The organism is Paenibacillus sp. J22P15, from assembly GCF_056269345.1.
Genome location: NZ_JBWDNT010000008.1, coordinates 195,277 through 214,701 on the forward strand (window position 1 = coordinate 195,277; position 19,425 = coordinate 214,701).

Annotated in this window: 14 protein-coding genes; all 14 read right to left on the reverse strand. The window is 43.0% G+C overall.

The annotated features are described in order from the left end of the window. Nucleotides 1-8 precede the first annotated feature (8 nt). Nucleotides 9-2,681 (reverse strand): discoidin domain-containing protein, encoded by a 2,673-nt coding sequence (locus tag AC0YN6_RS18545; RefSeq protein ID WP_475748610.1) that lies wholly within the window; start codon nt 2,679-2,681, stop codon nt 9-11. 1 nt (nt 2,682) lies between these two features. Then, nucleotides 2,683-4,596, reverse strand: a complete 1,914-nt coding sequence (locus tag AC0YN6_RS18550; RefSeq protein ID WP_475748611.1) for a discoidin domain-containing protein — start codon at nt 4,594-4,596, stop codon at nt 2,683-2,685. Between the two features lie 46 nt (nt 4,597-4,642). Continuing rightward, a complete protein-coding gene (locus AC0YN6_RS18555) occupies nt 4,643-6,403 on the reverse strand; it encodes a hypothetical protein (RefSeq protein ID WP_475748612.1) in 1,761 nt (586 codons plus the stop codon). Next, a complete protein-coding gene (locus tag AC0YN6_RS18560; RefSeq protein WP_475748614.1) occupies nt 6,403-7,080 on the reverse strand; it encodes a hypothetical protein in 678 nt (225 codons plus the stop codon). The genes AC0YN6_RS18555 and AC0YN6_RS18560 overlap by 1 nt, the downstream gene beginning before the upstream one ends. Beyond that, nucleotides 7,080-10,103 carry a discoidin domain-containing protein gene (locus AC0YN6_RS18565; protein ID WP_475748616.1) on the reverse strand — a complete coding sequence of 1,008 codons (3,024 nt, stop codon included), beginning with the start codon at nt 10,101-10,103 and terminating at the stop codon, nt 7,080-7,082. Before AC0YN6_RS18565 ends, AC0YN6_RS18560 begins: the two co-directional genes overlap by 1 nt. 15 nt (nt 10,104-10,118) lie before the next feature. Next, nucleotides 10,119-11,216: a discoidin domain-containing protein gene (locus AC0YN6_RS18570; protein WP_475748617.1), complete on the reverse strand. Its 1,098-nt coding sequence runs from the start codon at nt 11,214-11,216 to the stop codon at nt 10,119-10,121. A 16-nt stretch (nt 11,217-11,232) separates the two neighbouring features. Further along, nucleotides 11,233-12,324 carry a discoidin domain-containing protein gene (locus AC0YN6_RS18575; protein WP_475748618.1) on the reverse strand — a complete coding sequence of 364 codons (1,092 nt, stop codon included), beginning with the start codon at nt 12,322-12,324 and terminating at the stop codon, nt 11,233-11,235. A 1-nt stretch (nt 12,325) separates the two neighbouring features. Further along, a complete protein-coding gene (locus tag AC0YN6_RS18580) occupies nt 12,326-13,864 on the reverse strand; it encodes a hypothetical protein (protein WP_475748620.1) in 1,539 nt (512 codons plus the stop codon). 16 nt (nt 13,865-13,880) lie between these two features. After that, on the reverse strand, nt 13,881-14,363 hold the full coding sequence (locus AC0YN6_RS18585; RefSeq protein WP_475748621.1) for a hypothetical protein: 483 nt from the start codon (nt 14,361-14,363) through the stop codon (nt 13,881-13,883). A 12-nt stretch (nt 14,364-14,375) separates the two neighbouring features. Further along, on the reverse strand, nt 14,376-15,227 hold the full coding sequence (locus AC0YN6_RS18590; RefSeq protein ID WP_475748623.1) for a baseplate J/gp47 family protein: 852 nt from the start codon (nt 15,225-15,227) through the stop codon (nt 14,376-14,378). A 13-nt stretch (nt 15,228-15,240) separates the two neighbouring features. Next, complete coding sequence (locus AC0YN6_RS18595; protein WP_475748624.1) at nt 15,241-15,651, reverse strand: hypothetical protein; 411 nt, start codon at nt 15,649-15,651, stop codon at nt 15,241-15,243. Continuing rightward, nucleotides 15,648-15,998 carry a hypothetical protein gene (locus tag AC0YN6_RS18600; protein WP_475748625.1) on the reverse strand — a complete coding sequence of 117 codons (351 nt, stop codon included), beginning with the start codon at nt 15,996-15,998 and terminating at the stop codon, nt 15,648-15,650. The genes AC0YN6_RS18595 and AC0YN6_RS18600 overlap by 4 nt, the downstream gene beginning before the upstream one ends. Further along, the gene (locus AC0YN6_RS18605) at nt 15,995-16,375 is read right to left on the reverse strand and encodes a hypothetical protein (protein ID WP_475748627.1); all 381 of its coding nucleotides are present in this window, start codon (nt 16,373-16,375) and stop codon (nt 15,995-15,997) included. Before AC0YN6_RS18605 ends, AC0YN6_RS18600 begins: the two co-directional genes overlap by 4 nt. Before the next feature lie 12 nt (nt 16,376-16,387). Beyond that, a partial coding sequence (locus AC0YN6_RS18610) for a glucosaminidase domain-containing protein (protein ID WP_475748629.1) occupies nt 16,388-19,425 on the reverse strand: 3,038 nt, incomplete at its 5' end.

The following is a 19,425-nucleotide window of genomic DNA, read 5'->3' on the forward strand; positions in this document are numbered from 1 at the left end:
GATTCCTCCTATATCCAAGAGTATGATAGTCCGTGAAGCTCTTGACCATCTCTTAATACTGCTTTCACTCGCAGACTCCGGCCGTCTGGTAGGGTATCTAGCTTTGCCAACTGATCCGGCTTTACTTCCATCCATGTAACCCCATCATCACGAGAGACAGAGTACTGCGGAGTAGCTGGTGCAAGTAAATTATACAAGACCGATAGGCTTTCAATACTCGGTGTCATCGTATACGTCATTTCATTTACCGTAAGCTTGTCTACGGTGACAATATCTGTGGATTTGTCTTGCTCCAGATAGAAGGCGAAGCGAACTTTGCCTGCTGTCAGAATAGACTCCCAATCGATCTTGGTCAGTGCGTTTATTTGTGCTGGCGAGAATCCCTTCTCCTTGACTTGAGGTAGATTCGCTACATCCACCGAAGTCATGTCTTGTCCTTTCCATGTCACTCCGCTATCTCCGCTTACAAGGACTTTGATATCTGATGATGGCATTTCATACATCTCTAATTCCCCAACGTCCAAATTATTAGCTCCGTTATTCTCAGATACGTTTAATCGATAGTATCGATAACTCGTTGCATTATAGAAAGAGAATGATCTTACACCTGTGCTTGCATTCCAACCTTGTCCAGTCTGCGTGTCCAAAATAGTCCAGTTCGTGTTATCGCTACTTCCTTCAAAAGTCCACGACTTAGGCGTACCACTACTTCCACCTGGCACACGATCTTTAATCACATAGCGATTGATAATCTTAGGGGATCCAAAATCCAATTTTAGCCAACCGGTTTTAGTGCCAGATGCTGTAGTCCAATAGGTTGTACTATTATCTGCAATGCCATCAAACGCTTTCCATGCAGCATAAGTGCTGCTCGATTCATTGGATGCAGAGACTACAAAAGGAACTGGCACATTACTTGCAGTCATACGCTGAACAGCATTTAGAATCCCTTGCCTTGTGGTATCCAATTTTATGCTGTCGACTGCCCCTACTGTTAAGTCCCCTACTGGAAGAACAAGTTTATTGTTAGGAATAGCAATAGTGTTCATGGTGCGGGATGGAGAAGTCTCCGATTGCAGCTCCATAAACTCCACTTCACTTAGTCCACTAGCTTGTGTATCCGTCGCATGATAGTTATCTAATAGATTTAAGCGGTAATAGCGATAGGCCACTGCATTTGCAAACGTATATTCTTGCTTATTAAGATTGCTCGCTTGTGTCCCAGATGTAATTTTGGTCCAACTAGCGTCGTCATTAGAACCATATAGTTCCCAATTCTTTGCATGATACCACGTTGACTCCGCGCTTCTTATCATCATTTTTCGCACTTTTCTCGCATTACCTGATCCAAAGTCAAACTTGATCCAGTGACCGCCAGCAGGTCGTGCAGCAAATGTAGCCCAATAGTAAGTAGTTGAAGTAGAGTCGCCGTCAAAGACTCTCCATGGATCGTTGCCCGCTCCCGCAAAAGCATCGGCTGTGACAACATAAGGAGATGGCGTATTGGATCCTGTCATGATTGGTGTAATGTCACTCGTGTAAGTGGTCGTTACAACTTCATCTGTCCAACACAATAACTCTGGTGATTCAGAGATTAATGCTTGAAAAGCTGCATTGTCCATAGTAGGCAGATCGGTCATGCCGTGCGCATCAAACATGTCCTTAGTTACAGGCGCTTGTCCAACGATAATCCAAGGCTCATTTTTTTGAAACAACTTTAACTCGCCAATGGTTGTGCTTCTTGCACCAGAGTAATAGACGGCTGCTACATTTATTCTATAATAACGGAAGGACTGTGGATTAGAGATTTCAAACTCTCTGAACCCAACTAGAGCTTGGTCTATTCTAGTGTCGAGAATGACTTGCTCTCCTGTGAAGTTTCCTGTATTCGAACCCTCAAATGTCCAATTCTTTGGCGCTTCTTGTGCAGGGGTAGTTCCTGGAGCTCTTGGTTGCAACTCATATTTCTCCACTATCTTTTGCTCACCGAAATCGACTTTCAACCAACCAAAGAATCCATCAGACGCTGACCCCCAATACCCCTTAACTACATCAAGTGATATTCCGTCAAAGGCGTGGAAGGCCTGAATCCCGCCACCCAAGCTTAATGCGGATACCTCAATAATACCTGACTTATTACTTGTCATCGGAGGAATAAGGCTGGTATATCCAGCAGCATATTTCTTTATATCGTTTCCATCTTGGAAGAGATACTTGTTTATAACAGGAATATCAATTTTGAATTTCATTTCATGGAGAAAAGAGCTGCTGCTGGTCGAACCACTTAATCCTGTCATTTTGTAATAACGATATTTATTCGTATTCCCATTCAAGGCAGTGATTGGACTCGGAGAAGCATCTGGTCCGCTACGAAGCGTAAATGATGAACCTATATTTTGAAAAACCACCCCGTCATTGCTTCCTGACCATTGCCATATGCCATGAGCTGCACTGCTGCTGCTCGAGAAGATAGCTTCATCAACCAAACGTGGAATCTTAAAATCAAATAACAGGTATTGACTTCCATTTAGGCTGCTACCTCCAAAATAAACGTCAGTCTTGTTTTGTCCATCTAATAATTGATTTAGGTTTCCAGTAAACATATTACTTGGACTACCTGTGGCAGTTACTGTTCCTGTTCGATTGCCGGACCCTCCTGGATTTTCATAACTTGTCGCCATCTTATTTCACCTCTACTTTCTCAATAGACTTGAATATTTTTTTATTGATTGATTTTCTGAATAACATTCCGTCTTCAGCAAAACTAGGATCAGCTACCATTTGGTCCGAATAACTTGTCTTTAGTTTTAGGCTTCCATTAAATACAATCTGATTATCAGACTGAAACTTAGTTGACTCGTCAGATGTAAAGTCATGCAGTGTCTTCTCTTTTATTTCTCCGCCAGCCACCATATCTGTCTTGATCTTGATGTATCGCCCTTGCGGAGAAGCAATCGCACCATCTGCATTAAGTGGTGCATACGGTGAAAATGTAATGCCATCCATAGAGGTCGAAGTAGAGGTGACGATCGTTGGTAATGATTCTTCAATTGGCTCCAACAATTCAAACTCCGAGATTGCAAGCCAAGAACTATCACCATTATTGCCTGATATGTTAATTCGGTAGCTACTATATGCTGTTTTGTTGATGATCTCATATTCTTTCTTCACATCATCTAGCCAGCCCGTTTGGTTGGTTTGTGTATCTAAAACTGTCCAGTTGGCACCATCAATAGACCCTTCAAATGTCCAGTTTTTTGGTGCTCTTCTTTGTTTTCCAAGATATCCGCCAAGTGCATATTTCCCTATTACTTTTGGCGCTGTAAAGTCGTAGGAAAGCCATGCGTTAACTACTGCTGCTTGCCAAATTGTCGTTGACTCTTGATCAAACGCTCTGAATGATTCAAATGATGCACTATAAAAACTGCTGGCACTAGCAATACCTGAAGGTGCTGTATTGCTAGTCATAACTGGCGTTGCCAGCTTATATTCCGTAATCGGTATGGAAGACACTTGATCAAGTTTCACAAAGGACTTATAATTACTCCCCAAATCTAATATAGGTGACTCATATGAACCTGTTGGGGAATATAGATTTTGAGAAAGAGACTCCATCATTTCTACTTGGCCAAGCGCTATGCGAGTTCCTCCATCAACGGTAGTAACATTGATTCGATATTTTGAATATAAGGTAGAGTTGGTAAAGACATATTCCCTGACCACTCCAACACTCCATCCTGTTTCATCGTTTCTTTGATCCAAAATAATCCATGAAGATAGAGATTCGCTCCATCCTTCAAACGTCCAATTCTTTGGTGCACCTCCAACGATCCCACTGTATGGTCGAAAAGTATATTTTTCAATTTTTTTAGGAGATACAAATTGATAGGAGAGCCACGCTGTCGTTATGAAGTTCACTGATGTCCAACCGATGTCAGGACTGCCGGCATCAAATGATTTCCACCCAAGATCCTGAGCGGAACTATATTCTACAAGTCCACTTGGTGCCGTATTGCTTGTCATAGCTGGAACCACATTAGTCGTATATCCCGCTCCTTGCACCCCCACCACTTCCAACTGAATCTTTCCTGCAACCACTTCTGCATCTACTAGTGTGCCGGCAGCAAAGTCAACAACTCTCGTGTCTTCTGTTTTTGAATTGGTGGCCTGAGACAGAGCAACCAAGGTAGGGTCAGTATCTAATGCTTCTGCTGTGGTGACAATTTCAGCCTGTGATTGCCCAGAAGCAATCTTCACTTTTTTCCCTGCTGCATCAAATACATACCCAGATGATTTAATTGAATCGATTCCAGAGGCATCTCCAAAGTCGTCAATGACCATATCAGTAAGCTTATAATTGTTTTTATTAAGAATGCTACTTACACGGAGGTTATGCTTACTGATGTTGATCGCTGTGTTTGCTTCCAATTCAGACACTCGATTATGCAGCTCCACACTCGGGTCTTTTTTCTCGATATCTTCCAGTCGTGTCTTTACGTTCGCATGAACGTCTTGTACTCCAGCACCTAAGCGATCATTTAATGATTTGATTGCCTTCTTTGCTTTATTAGCTTTTGATAACGATATAATTTCCATTGCTTTCACCTCGCAGATGAAGTAAGGATAAGGTGGCAGAAGCCACCTAGATCCATGTGTATGCTATTGCAGTTACCTTCTTTGTACTATCAGCTAAATTGATTCGAACCTTCAAATCAACACCAGCTACACTGCTCAGATCAATAAGAGTGTTTGTGGTAGATGCTATCCATGCCCCTCCGCCATTCAAGGAGATATCAAATGTCGCTCCTGTATGATCGGCAACCAACATGATTCTCTTTCTTGTGATTGGTAGAATGTCGGACATTACAACAATACCAGACCCTTTGTATTCTTTATTTATTGTATCATAGACTGCTGTTGTTTCGGCAACAACTACGCCACTCGTATCCTCGAACGTATCGACAACAAGATCATGCAAGCTGTATTTAGCTGACAAAAGAAGAGCGTTGCTCTTGAAATTCAGCTTTGCAATATTGATGGCATTAATCAGCTCAAGATCCTTGAGTCTGCCTTCGATCGTCAACTCATCATAAGTTACCTTTATTGAATCCAAGGATGGCGTTTGTGTCGCAACGGATTTTGGTGTGAAGCTGATCAGGTCAACATTAACCGTATCTGTGGAGGCTGCTTGCTCTAAATAGTAAGCGAAGCGAATCTTGCCTCTTCGTCCTATCAAGGCGTCCCACTCCACACCTGTGAGTCCATTAAACACTTCTACTGTCATTCCACTTGCCTTTACGGCAGCTAGATCGGATGCATTCACAGTAGACCATGCCGATCCACTCCATGTGCTCCATGATAATCCACTGTCAACACTAGCAATGATTATCACACTAGTCGCCGTTACTGTCAGATCCTCTATGCCTTGTCCTGGAATAATAATATCTCCTGCAGGCATGATGAGTTGGTCTTTTGGAGTAGCGGTAGTATTGGCGGTAGCAGTTGCCCTATCCGCGTAACTCGTATACATCAGAAACTTTGGTGATTGGCTGAGTAAATCAAATGGATCATAGGGATCACAATCCAAAACAAGCTTGGACTTCTCTGCTTCCGTTGCATATTGCAAGACGCTTGCGTTGTCCTGCAAGGCATTCCATGCACTAGCCGGCAAGCTATCTAGGGATGCCATACCATTGGATAGAAACAATTCCTCCGTGGCTGGATTTGCACCGACAGTCACCCAAGCCGATCCATCGTACTTTTTCAAGTTGGATCCTTCTTCGATTAGGAAGAGATTTGGGGTAGAGGTCACAAGTGATTCAGCTGCTAGGACTGGACGGAATCCTATAGAATTTTGAATTTGTGTTGTTCCAGCCACCTTCCATTCTGAAGCTGCTCCACGACCCCTTATCGCTCTTTGAGTATTATTAGCAGAGATGGCCGTAGAAGAAAGTGACCATAATTCACTCCAATTCCAAGTAGCGTCATCACTACCTGCAGCCCCATTCACTATATACTTATCCCATTCAGAATTAGCCTTTAATGCATCAGACACTCCCCCTGTCAGCAGGCGTATATTAGTTTTCCATAGGGCAGGATCAAGACCTAATGTTTTAATTTCCACACCTGATATGGTTGCTATCCCTGCAGTGTTAAGAGCATCCCAACCAATAGAATGCTGAATGTTTCGCTCGGCAATCAACAACATGCGTCCTTTGAAATCATTTCCTACATAGATAAAATAAAATGCTATATCTGGAAGGGTTGAAGGAGTGGTAAATACCTTTGTCGCTTTTCCTAGATTTGATAATTCTCCGTACACTCCTGCCCCATTTTTCCCATAATAGTCTGCACTTATTTTATCCCCTATTACCATATCTTCTAATCTAGTTTTAATGGCCATTATGGAGTCACCTCATCATATTGGAATACTGGCCTGAATCCTACTTTTACAAATGATTGCGAAGATGTTCCGAAAGTGATAGCCCTCTGACCACCCATCTGTTTTGCTGGGTCGTATAAGCCTCTTACCATTCTTCCAGTATTGGTGGCTGCGGAGCCCATACTAGCAAGTCCATTTATGGGCGTTTCTTGACACCACATTGTTATGTTATTCAAATGCCATACATCATCTCGACCCGCACCGGTTCCATAATCTTTGCTCATGATATACTGATCGTATTCATTATCGACAGGCCATGCGCCTAATTCTGTTTCAGCCGCAGAGGAGGTTCCTGTAGAACTTGCATAGGAGTTGCCTCCACCAAGAGAGCGTAAAAATCCATTTATTCCATCTAATATATTTGGCTTACCTTGAATCCATTCTAAGCTATTAAGCGTGTCCCAAGAAGTAAGGTAGGTTACACGATCTGCAATTAACAGACCTTTATCAACCTTGATCATATACCAAAATTTATTAGACATATCGTACTGACCAACTACAGATGACTCCGAATTTCCATTTCCTTGTCCAAAATTTATAGTTGATTGCCCAAATAAATAATGACAAGCAATATAATCCCCTACCTGCATGTCAGCAATGGAGGTCTTTAAAGACCCCCCAGTATTCGGAACCGGCATTATTCAACACTCCCTTTCGTTATTGTAATGCCTTTCTTTTGAATAGTCGATCTACTCATAGTCCCGCTACCCAGTGGAATTGATCCTGTGAAAGGAACTTCAAGAATAGTCTCCTCTCCAAATAATCCATTTAGGTTATCCATTCCCTCAGTTAGAAACAATTCTTCGGTTGCTGGAGCAGGACCAAGTGAAATCCATCGCCCCGCTGTGTTTACCGACTCAAACATTTTTAATTCATTGACATCGGTATAATAGAAATATCCATTGTTAGCAGTCCAATTTAGACGATACATATTATATGCGGTTTTGTTTGGGATCTCATACTCTTTGTCTGTGTTGGTCGTCGTCCAAGTCTGATTAACTTGTGTATCGAGCACAGTCCATAGAAATCCATCCATACTACCCTCGAAAGTCCAATTCTTCGGCAAATTTGATAAGTGACTGGATTCAGACATACTTCGCACTGCATATTTACCAATAACAATTGCGGTAGGAAACTCATACCCAAGGTGTCCAACGCCGCCACTTCCGTTGGCTGAGGCAAACCCTTCATTATTGTCAATCTGATCAAAAGCACACCATGCATCATAGGTCGCATTGTATCTCGAAGAGGAAAAAGCCCTGCCGCTTGGCGCACTATTTGATGTCATTTTTGGAATAGCACCATTTACACTAATCGGTGATTTAGGTTTAATAAATTTCTTTATCTCTCCATTATCTTCAAAGAGATACTTGATTGTTTCAGGAGCTTCCAATTTATCGATTAGGAGGACAGGTCGGAAACCTCTTGTCGCCGCCACTAAATTTGTTGCAGTGCTTCCATGATAGCCTATATTGTTATATCCTCTTAGTGCTTTATTGGCAGTTGTTGTACCTAATGATGTACTGGTAATAGAATATATTGCACTACTCCAATTCCAAACACTATCATCCCCTGCCGAAATAGCTCCATTAAGGGCAGAGTTAACAATGTACCTATCCCACTCGTTATCTTTGTCTGAGGATGATATGCCACCCGTTAGAAGGCGAGTTGTGAAGGCTAAACTTAATGCGTTAAGCTCCATCATCTGCACATCATACACAACCCATGCATTACTTGTACCATCTGGACTATCGTTTGCTAAAATCCTCCAATATCTACTTGATTGTGTTTCTATAAGTTCAATTATCTGCAAGAAGCCATTAGGTAAAATAGAAACAACTTGAACATCTATCCAATTACTTCCGTCTTTTGACCGTTGAACTATACCACTTGTTATGCCATTAGTCGCATTTTGCTGTAATATCCCTATCGCTCGAATATGTTTATCTACGCCAAAGTCGTATCCTATCCAACCAGTATTTTTCACACTAGCACCTATTTGAGATGAATACCATGTTGTTGGCTTACCATCAAATGCGTTTGATTTTGGCGTGGTAGGATTGTCTCCACCACTTAATGGTTCTCCATTTATACAGAGGTTATCTGTGAGATTAAAATTGACAATTTTAGATCCACTGCCACTTGCAACCCCGGCACTATTCAAAGTATCCCAGCTAATACTATGCTGAATATTTCTATCAGCAATCAGTCGTTTTTGCCCATTCCAATCTTCTACCATGATAAAGTAAAAGTCACCATTAGGCGTAGCAGATGATACTACAGGTATGGGGTCTTTTGTTTCTTTGCCAAGTCCACTAAACACGCCTACTGTGTTACTGGCTGCTTGATAATTACATCTTATGCGCTTGCCTACAGCTAAATCTTTTACGTCATTCACTTCGTCCACATGAAACAGGCGACCTGCAGAGTCGATGTCTATAGCATCTAAGTGCAGCTTGGCATCTGATTCGAATTTAACTTCAAGAGAATGCTTTTTATTTAATAATCCAGTTGCTTCAAATGCTAACATTTGCAATGTGTTCAACGAACCATAGCTTTCAGTATAAACGCCGCTATCAATTCCATCTATAAACACTCGACCATTTCCATACCCTGCATTCGCTCTAGCAATAATGCGAATCCTAGTTCCAGTAAAATTCACTTTGAACCATGTTGCACCTGCGGTCTGTACAATTGATTCAGTATATGATCCATTATATGATCCAGACGATGTAGCTATGGTCTTAGTAGCTGCATATGCTATGATTCCTGTTGAATCATCATACCTTTTCCATCCTTCTTCTGGGGCTGTTAGCTGAGCGCCAATAGGTATTACTAGATAACCGGTATCGTTAATGTCAATGCAGTCAAACGCATAAGCTTCACCATTTTTCACTTTAATCTCAATGGTATGATCCGAATCAGATAGATTCGTTTTCTCATAAAAAAGTGTTTGGTGTTGCGCGCCTCCTCTTTGTGAAAAAACCTCTGTAACACCATCTAAAGTAAAAGAAACTTCAGTGTTTTGGTTGGTCTCCCTGACGGACATATATCTAATTTTTGTACCTTTAAAGGAAAATTTAACACTTGCGTTAGAAGGATTACCACTATAATGAACATTATTGTTTAACGACCCGCCAAATGACGAGTTGGCTAATCCACTATAAACAAACCCTGTATGATTATTATCATACCTTTTCCAACCAGTCTCAGGTTCTGTGAGAGGGTTGCCCACATCGACTGGAATATTATATGGTTTTAATATCCCTGAACTGTCTATGTCTATCGCATCTAAGGATGTAGCAGAACCTCCAGAAGTTATAACCACAAAATGATCCGTGTTTTCTAAATCTGTTTTTTCAAAAGCCAATCCTTGCCTTATAGCCACAGACGAGTATTCAGAAAAAATATATGGTACGCCATCTATAGTGATTGTAATATTTGATGTCCTTCCTGAAGACATTAAACCAATAATCCTAATGCGTGTACCAGAAAAGTTAAATTGTGCTTTTAACGCTACATCATTATGGTGCGATCCATTATAAGAGCCTGCATCGGCAGCAACTGAATTTCCAGCAGCATACGTAATATTGCTATCTGAATCATCAAACCTCTTCCACCCTGCTTCTGGTTCGATTAAAGCTTGTCCTACTGTAGCCATCTATATTACCTCCTGTTATTCTTGGTATTCTAGGACTGGTCGAAATGCATAGTACACGCTTGCTGTAGTGCTGGCTGTCACAGCCCTATCTTTTAACCCTTTTCTCCCACGCATTGCTCTGCTACTACTTGGTGACATGGCTAGTATTGGAGTGTCCTGAATGAAAGTCCCTACATCATTCCAATGAAATATGTCATCAATCGTTCTCCCTGATATTATTTTATCGGCAGGAAAATTCACAACATACTTATCCCATTCATTATTAGTAGGCCATGCACCAAATCCATGATCTGTAGTCGAACTATTCCCATTGGCATCTGCATAAGCCACTCCACCTGTTAGGGATCGGATTGCACCTGCGACTTCAAGCAACTTGATTTCAGCTATCTCGATGTATGCTGGGTCTCCATTTACCGCAGAAGTTGTGATTCTGTAGAAGGAATATTGATTTTTGTTTGAGAAGTTGAATGTTTTCGTCATTCCGTCAACCCAATTTGCAATTCCGATTTGGGTATCTAATACCACCCAATCAACACCGTTATTCGAACCGTGAAGAACGAAATCCCTGGGCGCTCTTTTTGCCCCATTGCCATTATCCCCAACAACAGCCGTAAGACTATAAGAAGTAACTAATGCTGGCGCCGCAAGTTGATACTGAATCCATGCCCCCGGAGTGAATGCAGCAAGCCACCTGTCCGAATACCCAGTGGCTGTACCATTAAACGCAATCCACGGCTGATACGGATCGAATACAGCACTGGCACTCGCAACCCCACTTGGAGAAGTATTGCTTGTCATAATGGGAATGATGCTTCCTGAATCCCAAGGAAGACCTTGAATCGCCCGACCAGCATTTAGGGAATCCCAGCTAATACTATTGATGGCAACCCTATCAGAGACAAGGAGTCCTTTTGCAACCTTAATGAGATAAAGAACTCCGTTATTGGTTGTGCTGTTTGATCCACCACTTAGGGGTATTTCACTTAATCCATCGGTCTTAAAATCTACAATAAGACCGCCAGTAGTCTGTTGAAAGTGAGTCTTTATATAGTCTCCTATTTCCATATCACTTATCTTTGTTCGGAGTTGGCCGGTAGTTGCTGGTTCTGCCATTTATCTCACTTCCTTACTATTCTTGATATTCTAGGACTGGTCTGAATCCATTTAATGCAGACACAGTGCTACTAACTATTGAAAGAAATCTATTGACTATATTAGCGCCATTAGTTCCTCTAACCACCCTGTATGTGCTAGCATTAATTGATGTCACAGGAGTCTCCTGAGTCCAACATGTATTCGATTTCCAATGAAATACATCGTCTACTGTCTTTCCAGATTGAATCATATCAGTTGGGAAATTCACAATATACTTATCCCATTCATTATTGGTAGGAAATGCGCCATATCCATGATCTGTAGTCGAACTATTCCCATTGGCATCTGCATAAGACACTCCACCTGTGAGGGATCGGATTGCACCTGCTGTATCCATCATTATAAACTCTTGAATAGATATAAAATTACCACCATTATTTAGTGTGACATTTATTTTGTACCTCGAAAAATTTGCTGGCTTATCTAAAACAAAACCTGCAATGTGCGTAGCGTGATCTGTTATGTTAATCCTACTATCCAGCACCACCCATGTTAAACCGCCATCATTACTACCTTCAAAAGTCCAGTTCCTCGGAGAATATTGTAAATAGCTGGTAAGTTGAATTTTCATCGAGTATTTGCTGACAAGCTGTTTTCTTCCGAAGTCATATTGCAACTCGCCCGTCTTTATCCCATCCTCGGTTGCCCATCCATTTGCATCCACAACTAGATTATCAAAAGCTTCATATGCTTGCCTTGTACTTCTTTCACTACTCGCACTCGCCTCCCCACTAGGAGAAGTATTACTTGTCATGGTGGGAATGATGTTTCCAGAGTCCCATGGAATACCCTGAATCACCTTAGACGTGTTTAATACATCCCAAGAATAACTATGAACAGCAACCCTATCGCTTACTAGTAAGCCTTTAGCCACTTTAACAAAGTATGCTGTTTTTCCTGTTCCATCAGATGGTGGTATACCTGTTAATGGCATCTCTTTATCTGTAGATGCTCCAAGCTCAGATACCTTAAGTGAATTGCCTGCGAATCTGTAAATAATATAATCCCCTATTTCCATGTCACTTACTTTTGTTCTCAGGACTCCCGTTGTAGCTGGCACTGGCATCTTAATTCACCTCTACCTTCTCTATTGCCTTGAAGGCTGACTTGTCGATTACGCTACTGAAAACCTTGCCGGCACCAACTGAACCCTCGTCCGTCATTACACTAGAGTAGCTTGTCTTCAATTTTAACTGCCCAGCTGCTTCTGCATAGGATCCCAATGTAAAGGTATTCTGTGCATCAGATTGATTGAAGTCAAGATTCGTTGGTGTGGATGCTTCGGGTGTTGCCGACAAGGATGCTTTGATTTTAATGTATCTTGCATCTGGTGGATTAGCAGGATCGAGAGCAGCATAGCCTGTAAATGTAGCGCCATCAGGCGATGTGGCCATTTGAATATCTGCAGCTGTTCCAGTCGGAGCTTCCATCATTTCAATTTCTCTAATTTGAAATCCATTGCCGGCAGTGTCATTGGTAGCTGTGATATTGATACGATACTTAGAGAAAGCGGCAGTATTCGTAAACGAAAAATCATTTTTCGAAGATACAGACCAATTGTTGTATCCCGTTACGCTGTGCAAGGTGACCCAAGCCGTGCCATTCCATCCATCAAATGTCCAGATTTTCGGTGATCGTAAAGGATACGAAGGGTTGATCTCGATCGTATACCTCTCTATTTTCTTAGTAGCAGCTCCGAAGTCATAGGCCAAAAATCCGGTGGACTGATTAATCATTGAATACACAGATGACGTGCTCTTATCAAATGCATAGTAGGCTGGTGTTCCAGATGGACTCGTTGTGGAAGATACAGCCCCGCTTGGTGTCGTATCTCCTGTCATTTTTGGAATGGCGTTAGTGACGTTTGCACCTGTGGCTTGTTTTACGATATCCATCAGCTTCGTATCCAGCCATCCTTCTCCTAAATCGATAATAGGAGACTCCCATGTGCCCGAAGTGGCGTACTGTACAGGAGGCGCGAACCGCTCATAGATAAAACCTTCAGGTGTAACTTTTCCAACAACGTAATCATTCATGCCTCCATACAATGATTCAACAAAAACGTCTTTCAGTGTCTCGTAAACTCTATGATGTACGGCTTCGGTAAATAAATTTGACGCGCTTGTTCTTGAAAACTTCCTCATGGTTCTGTCGGTTTCAGTATTACTTATCCTATGAAACGTTCCGACCAGGCTAGTAATATTTCCATATGAAGTGCCACTTCCTACGTAGCCGCTTTCTGCCGTATATGAATAGCTAGTAAAGAATGGACCACTCATATTTGCATTGGATTCACCGTTAAATGAAATCCTTTCACTTCCCCACTGAGAGCTTGTTGTATATTTATCGAATCGGTATTGTTTCGAACTAACATTTAAAAGCTTTATTTTGCCGCCAACTTCTTCTGTATTCGTGAAGGTACCTTTAGAAAGATCCAATTTATTGCTGCCTATGACTTTAATCTTACTCGCTTGACCCTCTAGCCAATCCAACCGTGCATCGACGGTTGGAAAATGACCTTCGGCAAGAGGTGCAACAATGTTCTGGTCCAGCTGATTAATCTTATTCAGAGCTGATCCAGCCTTACCCAAAGATAATGCATCCATATTGACTCACCGTCCTTTAAGGCGTGATTGGTGTTTTGGTTGTCACCGTAGCAACACCTGTAATGTTGCCAGTAGATCCGTCATACGTGTACGTCTTTTTAATCTTGACTGTATTGCCATCCTTTGCGTAAATCTTCTCTGAGTAGTTCAAGGTTCCGTTTGCTGCATCCGCATATACGTAAGTGACAACATAAGCCTGGCTTCCCGTCACGGTTTGCTTGGTTACATTTCCGAAAGCATCGTAAGCATAGACCTCATTGAAGTTTCCTTCTTCACTCAGCATCCCGAGACCTGATTTTAGGTTTGCGATTTCTATCTCTGCAGCATCCACTTCTTCCTGCACGGCTTCAATGTCACCGATAGTATCAGTAACGCTTTTCTCAATTTCTGTGAGGCGAGCAGGAAGATCCGCAGACTTCCCTTTTGAATCTTCAACCTGCTTGATAATCGATCGCAAATCTACATCGAGATCTTCTCTAAGAATTTTTGTTGTAGCCATGATGAACCCTCCTTAAAATATTTCTATATATGCTGGAACAATCATTTCATCTTCGAGAATGTCATGATTGGTTAGAAGTGTTGGCTGACCGTTCAGCATGAAAGATTGAATGGTTAGGTCAGCAATCTTTTCGCTTACATTTTTGATTTCCTGAATGAAGTCGTAAAAAACAAAACCTTGACCTCTCTTGAAGCTGCCAAAGTATTGATACAGCTTTGTCTTTGTGTCAGCACGAATGGATGCCCGCTCACTATTGGATGCCGATTCGTGAAACACCAGTTGTAGCCTCACATCAAGCTTGATCTGAACCGGAAACAATATGCCAGGTTTGACACCAAAAGACTTTGCATCTTGAAGTGCGGACTCTACGCCTGCTTTAATGGAAGAGTTCGTAAATCCGAATGCAGGAACCACAATAATGCTGAAGCTTCCTGTACCATACGCATACTCTTTTCCGATCACGTCGGCAACTCCAGGGACTGCAAGACACCGCAATCGCACAGATTCATAGTTTGCATTGGCTGCAGTAAGCACTCGATTACTAATCTCATACCGATAGGTTTTGTCATCTAGCTTCTCGGTTGTTTCTACACCTGTCTTCGGATTGATGACTGTTACATCACGCCGAGGATACGAAAAGAGTGCACCGATCAAGTCGAGATACTCGCCTTTCGCCTTTGTGATCCATCCTCCATAGAGAATTTCCTCGCCGTAGTCATATAGCTTAGGGATTTCAGGCGACATAGCCTCCGCCAATGCCCGACCAATAGCGCCTGCATTCATATTGGTAATCGGTGTATTTTCTCGCAGCCGAGTCATTGCATCCTTCATGACCTCATTAACTGTCCGTTTAATTAGAGCCATACGCTCACCTGCCTTACAAGTTTAATGGCTGCACTTGAACCTCTGGCAACTCTTCACCAGTATCAAGCATGATATAGAAGTCGATCTGTTCAAGCTCAACAGGCACTGGACGAATATTCAGATCCTGCTGCCGGAATCGCCCATCGTAAGTCAGAGTCTCAAACATTTGGTTGAGTCCGACTGTAGCCGTCTGTCTTGTATTAGGCTCACCCTCAAGCAATTCAAGGTCGCCTCCAATTTTAGGGTGACTTCTCCAATCACTTGTCTGTGTGCGAACCCTGTTCGTAATATCCTGCCTTGCAGATTCAAAACCTTTGGTCATCTTGAGATCAACCAGCCCATTTTCGTCGGGAACTCCTAGAACAAGATCGCCTACGATGTCTTCCCCATAAAATGAGAGATCCTTTTCATTGTATCGTTTCATGCACTGCCGCCTCCTATCAGATCCAGAATCTCTTGATAGCTCTTATTAATAGGGTCGAATTTACCAGGATTCTCTCCGTCATGAACCTTGAACTCATTACAGAACAACTGGATTCGCGGCGCGTACAGCGATAGGCTCATGTGACTGGGGTCGAAACGAAAACCTAGATTGTAATGCGCAAACCCTTCAAGCATGCCATCCTCTCGTGCAAGAATGCCTGCACCTGACTTGGAATTAATCATTCCAATGTCGTCAGTCTTAGCTAATGAGTTTTTCTGAGCCATCTGGTCGATATTCTTTTCCTCTGAGAACATGAGATCGTTGAGTCCATCCATCCATGTTTTCATTTGAATACTCCTCCCAGAAAATCAGATATGCGGTACTGCAGATTGTTGAAAAATAATTCGAGACTACCAGGCTCTCGGTAATACCCTGTGATTATTGGCTGCTTCTGGTCACCGTTGATAAACTGAACCCAGACGCGATCGTTAACCTCTAGCCCTTTATCGATCACACCCTGCCCGTATACGAAGCATGGTACTCGGTAGTAGTTAACTGACTTGCCGCCGGTTGGAACTTCAATATCCACCGTGTGCCGCTCTTCTTTTGGGAAGGCTGGATCATTGCCATAGTATTTTACAACATAGCCAATGAGTCCAGGAGAGCTCATATCGAGCGCTCCCTGTGACCCCTGCTTACTAATACTTTCTGATATTGCCCCCATAAGTCCTCCCCCTTATACCGGATACGATAAATGCAAGTGATTGAAGTGATCGTCCATCTGCATAAACATTCGATTTGGATATTTAGCTTTCATTTCTGCAATGACATCTACATCACCATGAATGATACCGCTGAATCCCGCTTCTACTGCACAATCAATCAGAATCCGCAGGTCACTCTTTGCCTTGCTGCCTTTGACGAATCGAACCTTACCACTAATTCGCCCAGCATCCGGCGTGTCGATGTCGACGGCATAGCCAGTGCCATGCCAGTTTGGATCACCGATGCGTACGGCACTAGTGATGTTTACCGTCTGCCCTGTTCGCTCTCTATACAGACGACCCATGATTTCAACTCGTTCATAGGTAGTCTTTCTAATGAAAACGGAGGACGTTACAAGTGTGAGTTTAACATTCTGGAGTGACTGATCCTTTAAGTTAATGCACACCTGTGCAGCTTGTGCAGCTGAAGCGAGGCGATACTTCACTCTTCCCTCAGAGCCAACAACCGCTGGTAGATCCCCACCACGACCTGACGATGCCGGCATTTCACTCAGATTAGCCATGTTCGGATCTTTGGATGCGATCTTTGCCATGATGCTGGAGATGCCCTCAGCCCAAGAACTATCTGTAGCATATTTCACGTTCATGCCTTGAAGAGTAGCTCCATTAAAATAAGCTCCGCCACTCGTCAAGTAGTCTCGCTTTATTTTATGTGCAGCATAGTTAATGCAGTGTTGCGGGCTATCAAAGGTCCAGGCAAGTGTGTATGGATCTCTGTCATATGCGCCATAGCCAAACAAATTGTTCTTGTCCTGATAGATGCGAGACTTGCCATATCCTGTCTCCCATGCAGCGTGAGCCGCTAGATATAACCCATTGATCACACTCGACGTATTTTGATAAGAAGTGTTCTCGCCTTTTGGAGAATCAGCAAGTGGGATGCCTTTCTCGAGCTGTACGAAGTGTTTGCCTAATCCTGCAAGAGGCGTTCCGGAAAATGCGGATTCAATGGCCTCGACAGAGATACCGCTCGGCTGATTGAGATCCATGGATGCGTAGCTTGTGCCATCTGCTGAATAATTTCCACCACTCGTGCTGCCTAATATATCTTCTTTGGTGATCAGATCACTTGTCTCTTCTGCGTAATCCGCCTCACGACTTTGTTCTTTTTCTCTTTCCTTGAGATGACCGTCCATCTCTTCCATGGCCAGCTTCTTTTCATTCTCATAGTTGCTGATCATTTCATCGTCGACATATACTGGCTTTCGATGCGCCTGAATGAATCGACTCACAACAAGGTGCATGTCTTCTGCTGGGTCTTCATATGGATCTTCGTCAGCCATCATCTTTAAGTCTGGATATAGGTCGTCGGCTGCTGATGGATCCATCGCTCGATACTTAGCCGTGTCTGCGCCAAGCATGGCCATGAAGAATCCTCCAATGCCTCCTGTCAGCGCTGTTTGCCAAGCGTCTGGCGAGTCGCCAACAACCGATCCAAGGTGTCCATTAATACCTGCCGCGAACTCGACACCCTCTTTTCGAAGCGGGGCGATAAGGCAAGCTTTACGTGTAAACAAGAAGCGCTCTATCATTTCACCTATGCAGGCTGTTGCAATCTCAACGATAATCGTTTCAATGGCAAACGCGATCCAGCCTATTGGACCAGCCATGATGAGTCCAGCCCCTAGCATGGCTCTTATTCCTCTGCCCGCCCACTTTGCACCGCCAACAACAGCTCCGGTTCCTTTAATGCCTCGAACCATAAACGTGGACATGGCTGGCTTCATTTTCTCGATTTTACCTATATCAATTTTATGATACCCGAGAAACTTGCGATTGTATAAAGCTGCATCGATGTGATCAAAGAGGTTTTCGGCATCTTTTAATGTGAAATCAGCCGAATTATTTAGCAGTTCCTTCAATAGATCGGACTTCTTCCATCTAGCTCTTGTTTCTGTAGAGAGCGGACCGTATTCCCTAACCTCACCGGTTGAGGGATCAATTTCAAAGTAGCTTGCCGATGGTTTTTTGACACCATTGTTGACTGCCCAGTCACTAATCTTGTCTCCCATCTGCGCTTTCCATTTACCGACCATATTGCTAATCTTGCCGCCCATCCAGCTGCTTTGGAATCGACTCGTCATCTTCCCAGTAACACGCTTTGTGCTTGACCAAAGTGCATTAATGATTGGGAAGTTGCCTTGATACTTCATCTTATTTCTCAAAATAGCCTGCAAAACATAGGTGACATATATGCTGGCAGCTGCGTGTCCAGCCATAACCCAGAAGTTCGTAGTCCTCTTATCACTGTTTACGACGCAAGCATCAGGCTTAATCATGGTAATGTAGCCGACATCAAAGTTCATGATGTGATGCACTTCCCGCACTTCTGCTGGTCCGTTCATATCAAGCTTCGTATCATTGATCATGATTTGATCATAAGGCTTCACAGATGGATCACCCACTACGGCTAAGTAGCCATCGTACATCTCTTTCACGAAGTCGCGGAGTCCGGCTGCTGCAATGCGAATAGCTGTCATTTCATCGAAGTACCACTTGAACGGCTTGTTTAATAAGTGGCCGACGAGTGGAACGTTTTCGATTAAGCGAACACCCTGCGCATTTACCTGTGTATCAATCTGCACCGTCTTTTGCTTCTCTGGCCAAATATTCGTATCTACATAAATGGGTGGAGTTGTTGCCATCTTCCCCTCGTCATAGTAGACGCCAAGAGCCACATTATACATGTTCTCCTCTGTTGTCTTAATCGAGTTGTCTATGATACTCGTCCATGAATCATACATGTGGATTTGCCTGAAAGGTTTGCGAAGCATGAATAAACCTTCTTCACGAGCCCACTGCATCTTGAATCTGTTATAGTTTCCCTCTGCAAGCTTTTCGTCTTCGACGACGTATTCGTAGGCGATCGGGAAGTATGGCTTGCCCATAAAGATAGTGTTCCTAAAATCAAATGGGTGCGTGGCCAATACAAAATCCTCACCCATTGCTGCGCAGACCGTAAGTACATCCCAGAATGTCTTATCATAGA

Excerpts from the sequence above, each read along its gene's own strand:
- AC0YN6_RS18545 (WP_475748610.1), bottom strand. The coding sequence starts at position 2,681 with ATGGCGACAAGTTATGAAAATCCAGGAGGGTCCGGCAATCGAACAGGA.
- AC0YN6_RS18550 (WP_475748611.1), bottom strand. The coding sequence starts at position 4,596 with ATGGAAATTATATCGTTATCAAAAGCTAATAAAGCAAAGAAGGCAATC.
- AC0YN6_RS18555 (WP_475748612.1), bottom strand. The coding sequence starts at position 6,403 with ATGGCCATTAAAACTAGATTAGAAGATATGGTAATAGGGGATAAAATA.
- AC0YN6_RS18560 (WP_475748614.1), bottom strand. The coding sequence starts at position 7,080 with ATGCCGGTTCCGAATACTGGGGGGTCTTTAAAGACCTCCATTGCTGAC.
- AC0YN6_RS18565 (WP_475748616.1), bottom strand. The coding sequence starts at position 10,103 with ATGGCTACAGTAGGACAAGCTTTAATCGAACCAGAAGCAGGGTGGAAG.
- AC0YN6_RS18570 (WP_475748617.1), bottom strand. The coding sequence starts at position 11,216 with ATGGCAGAACCAGCAACTACCGGCCAACTCCGAACAAAGATAAGTGAT.
- AC0YN6_RS18575 (WP_475748618.1), bottom strand. The coding sequence starts at position 12,324 with ATGCCAGTGCCAGCTACAACGGGAGTCCTGAGAACAAAAGTAAGTGAC.
- AC0YN6_RS18580 (WP_475748620.1), bottom strand. The coding sequence starts at position 13,864 with ATGGATGCATTATCTTTGGGTAAGGCTGGATCAGCTCTGAATAAGATT.
- AC0YN6_RS18585 (WP_475748621.1), bottom strand. The coding sequence starts at position 14,363 with ATGGCTACAACAAAAATTCTTAGAGAAGATCTCGATGTAGATTTGCGA.
- AC0YN6_RS18590 (WP_475748623.1), bottom strand. The coding sequence starts at position 15,227 with ATGGCTCTAATTAAACGGACAGTTAATGAGGTCATGAAGGATGCAATG.
- AC0YN6_RS18595 (WP_475748624.1), bottom strand. The coding sequence starts at position 15,651 with ATGAAACGATACAATGAAAAGGATCTCTCATTTTATGGGGAAGACATC.
- AC0YN6_RS18600 (WP_475748625.1), bottom strand. The coding sequence starts at position 15,998 with ATGAAAACATGGATGGATGGACTCAACGATCTCATGTTCTCAGAGGAA.
- AC0YN6_RS18605 (WP_475748627.1), bottom strand. The coding sequence starts at position 16,375 with ATGGGGGCAATATCAGAAAGTATTAGTAAGCAGGGGTCACAGGGAGCG.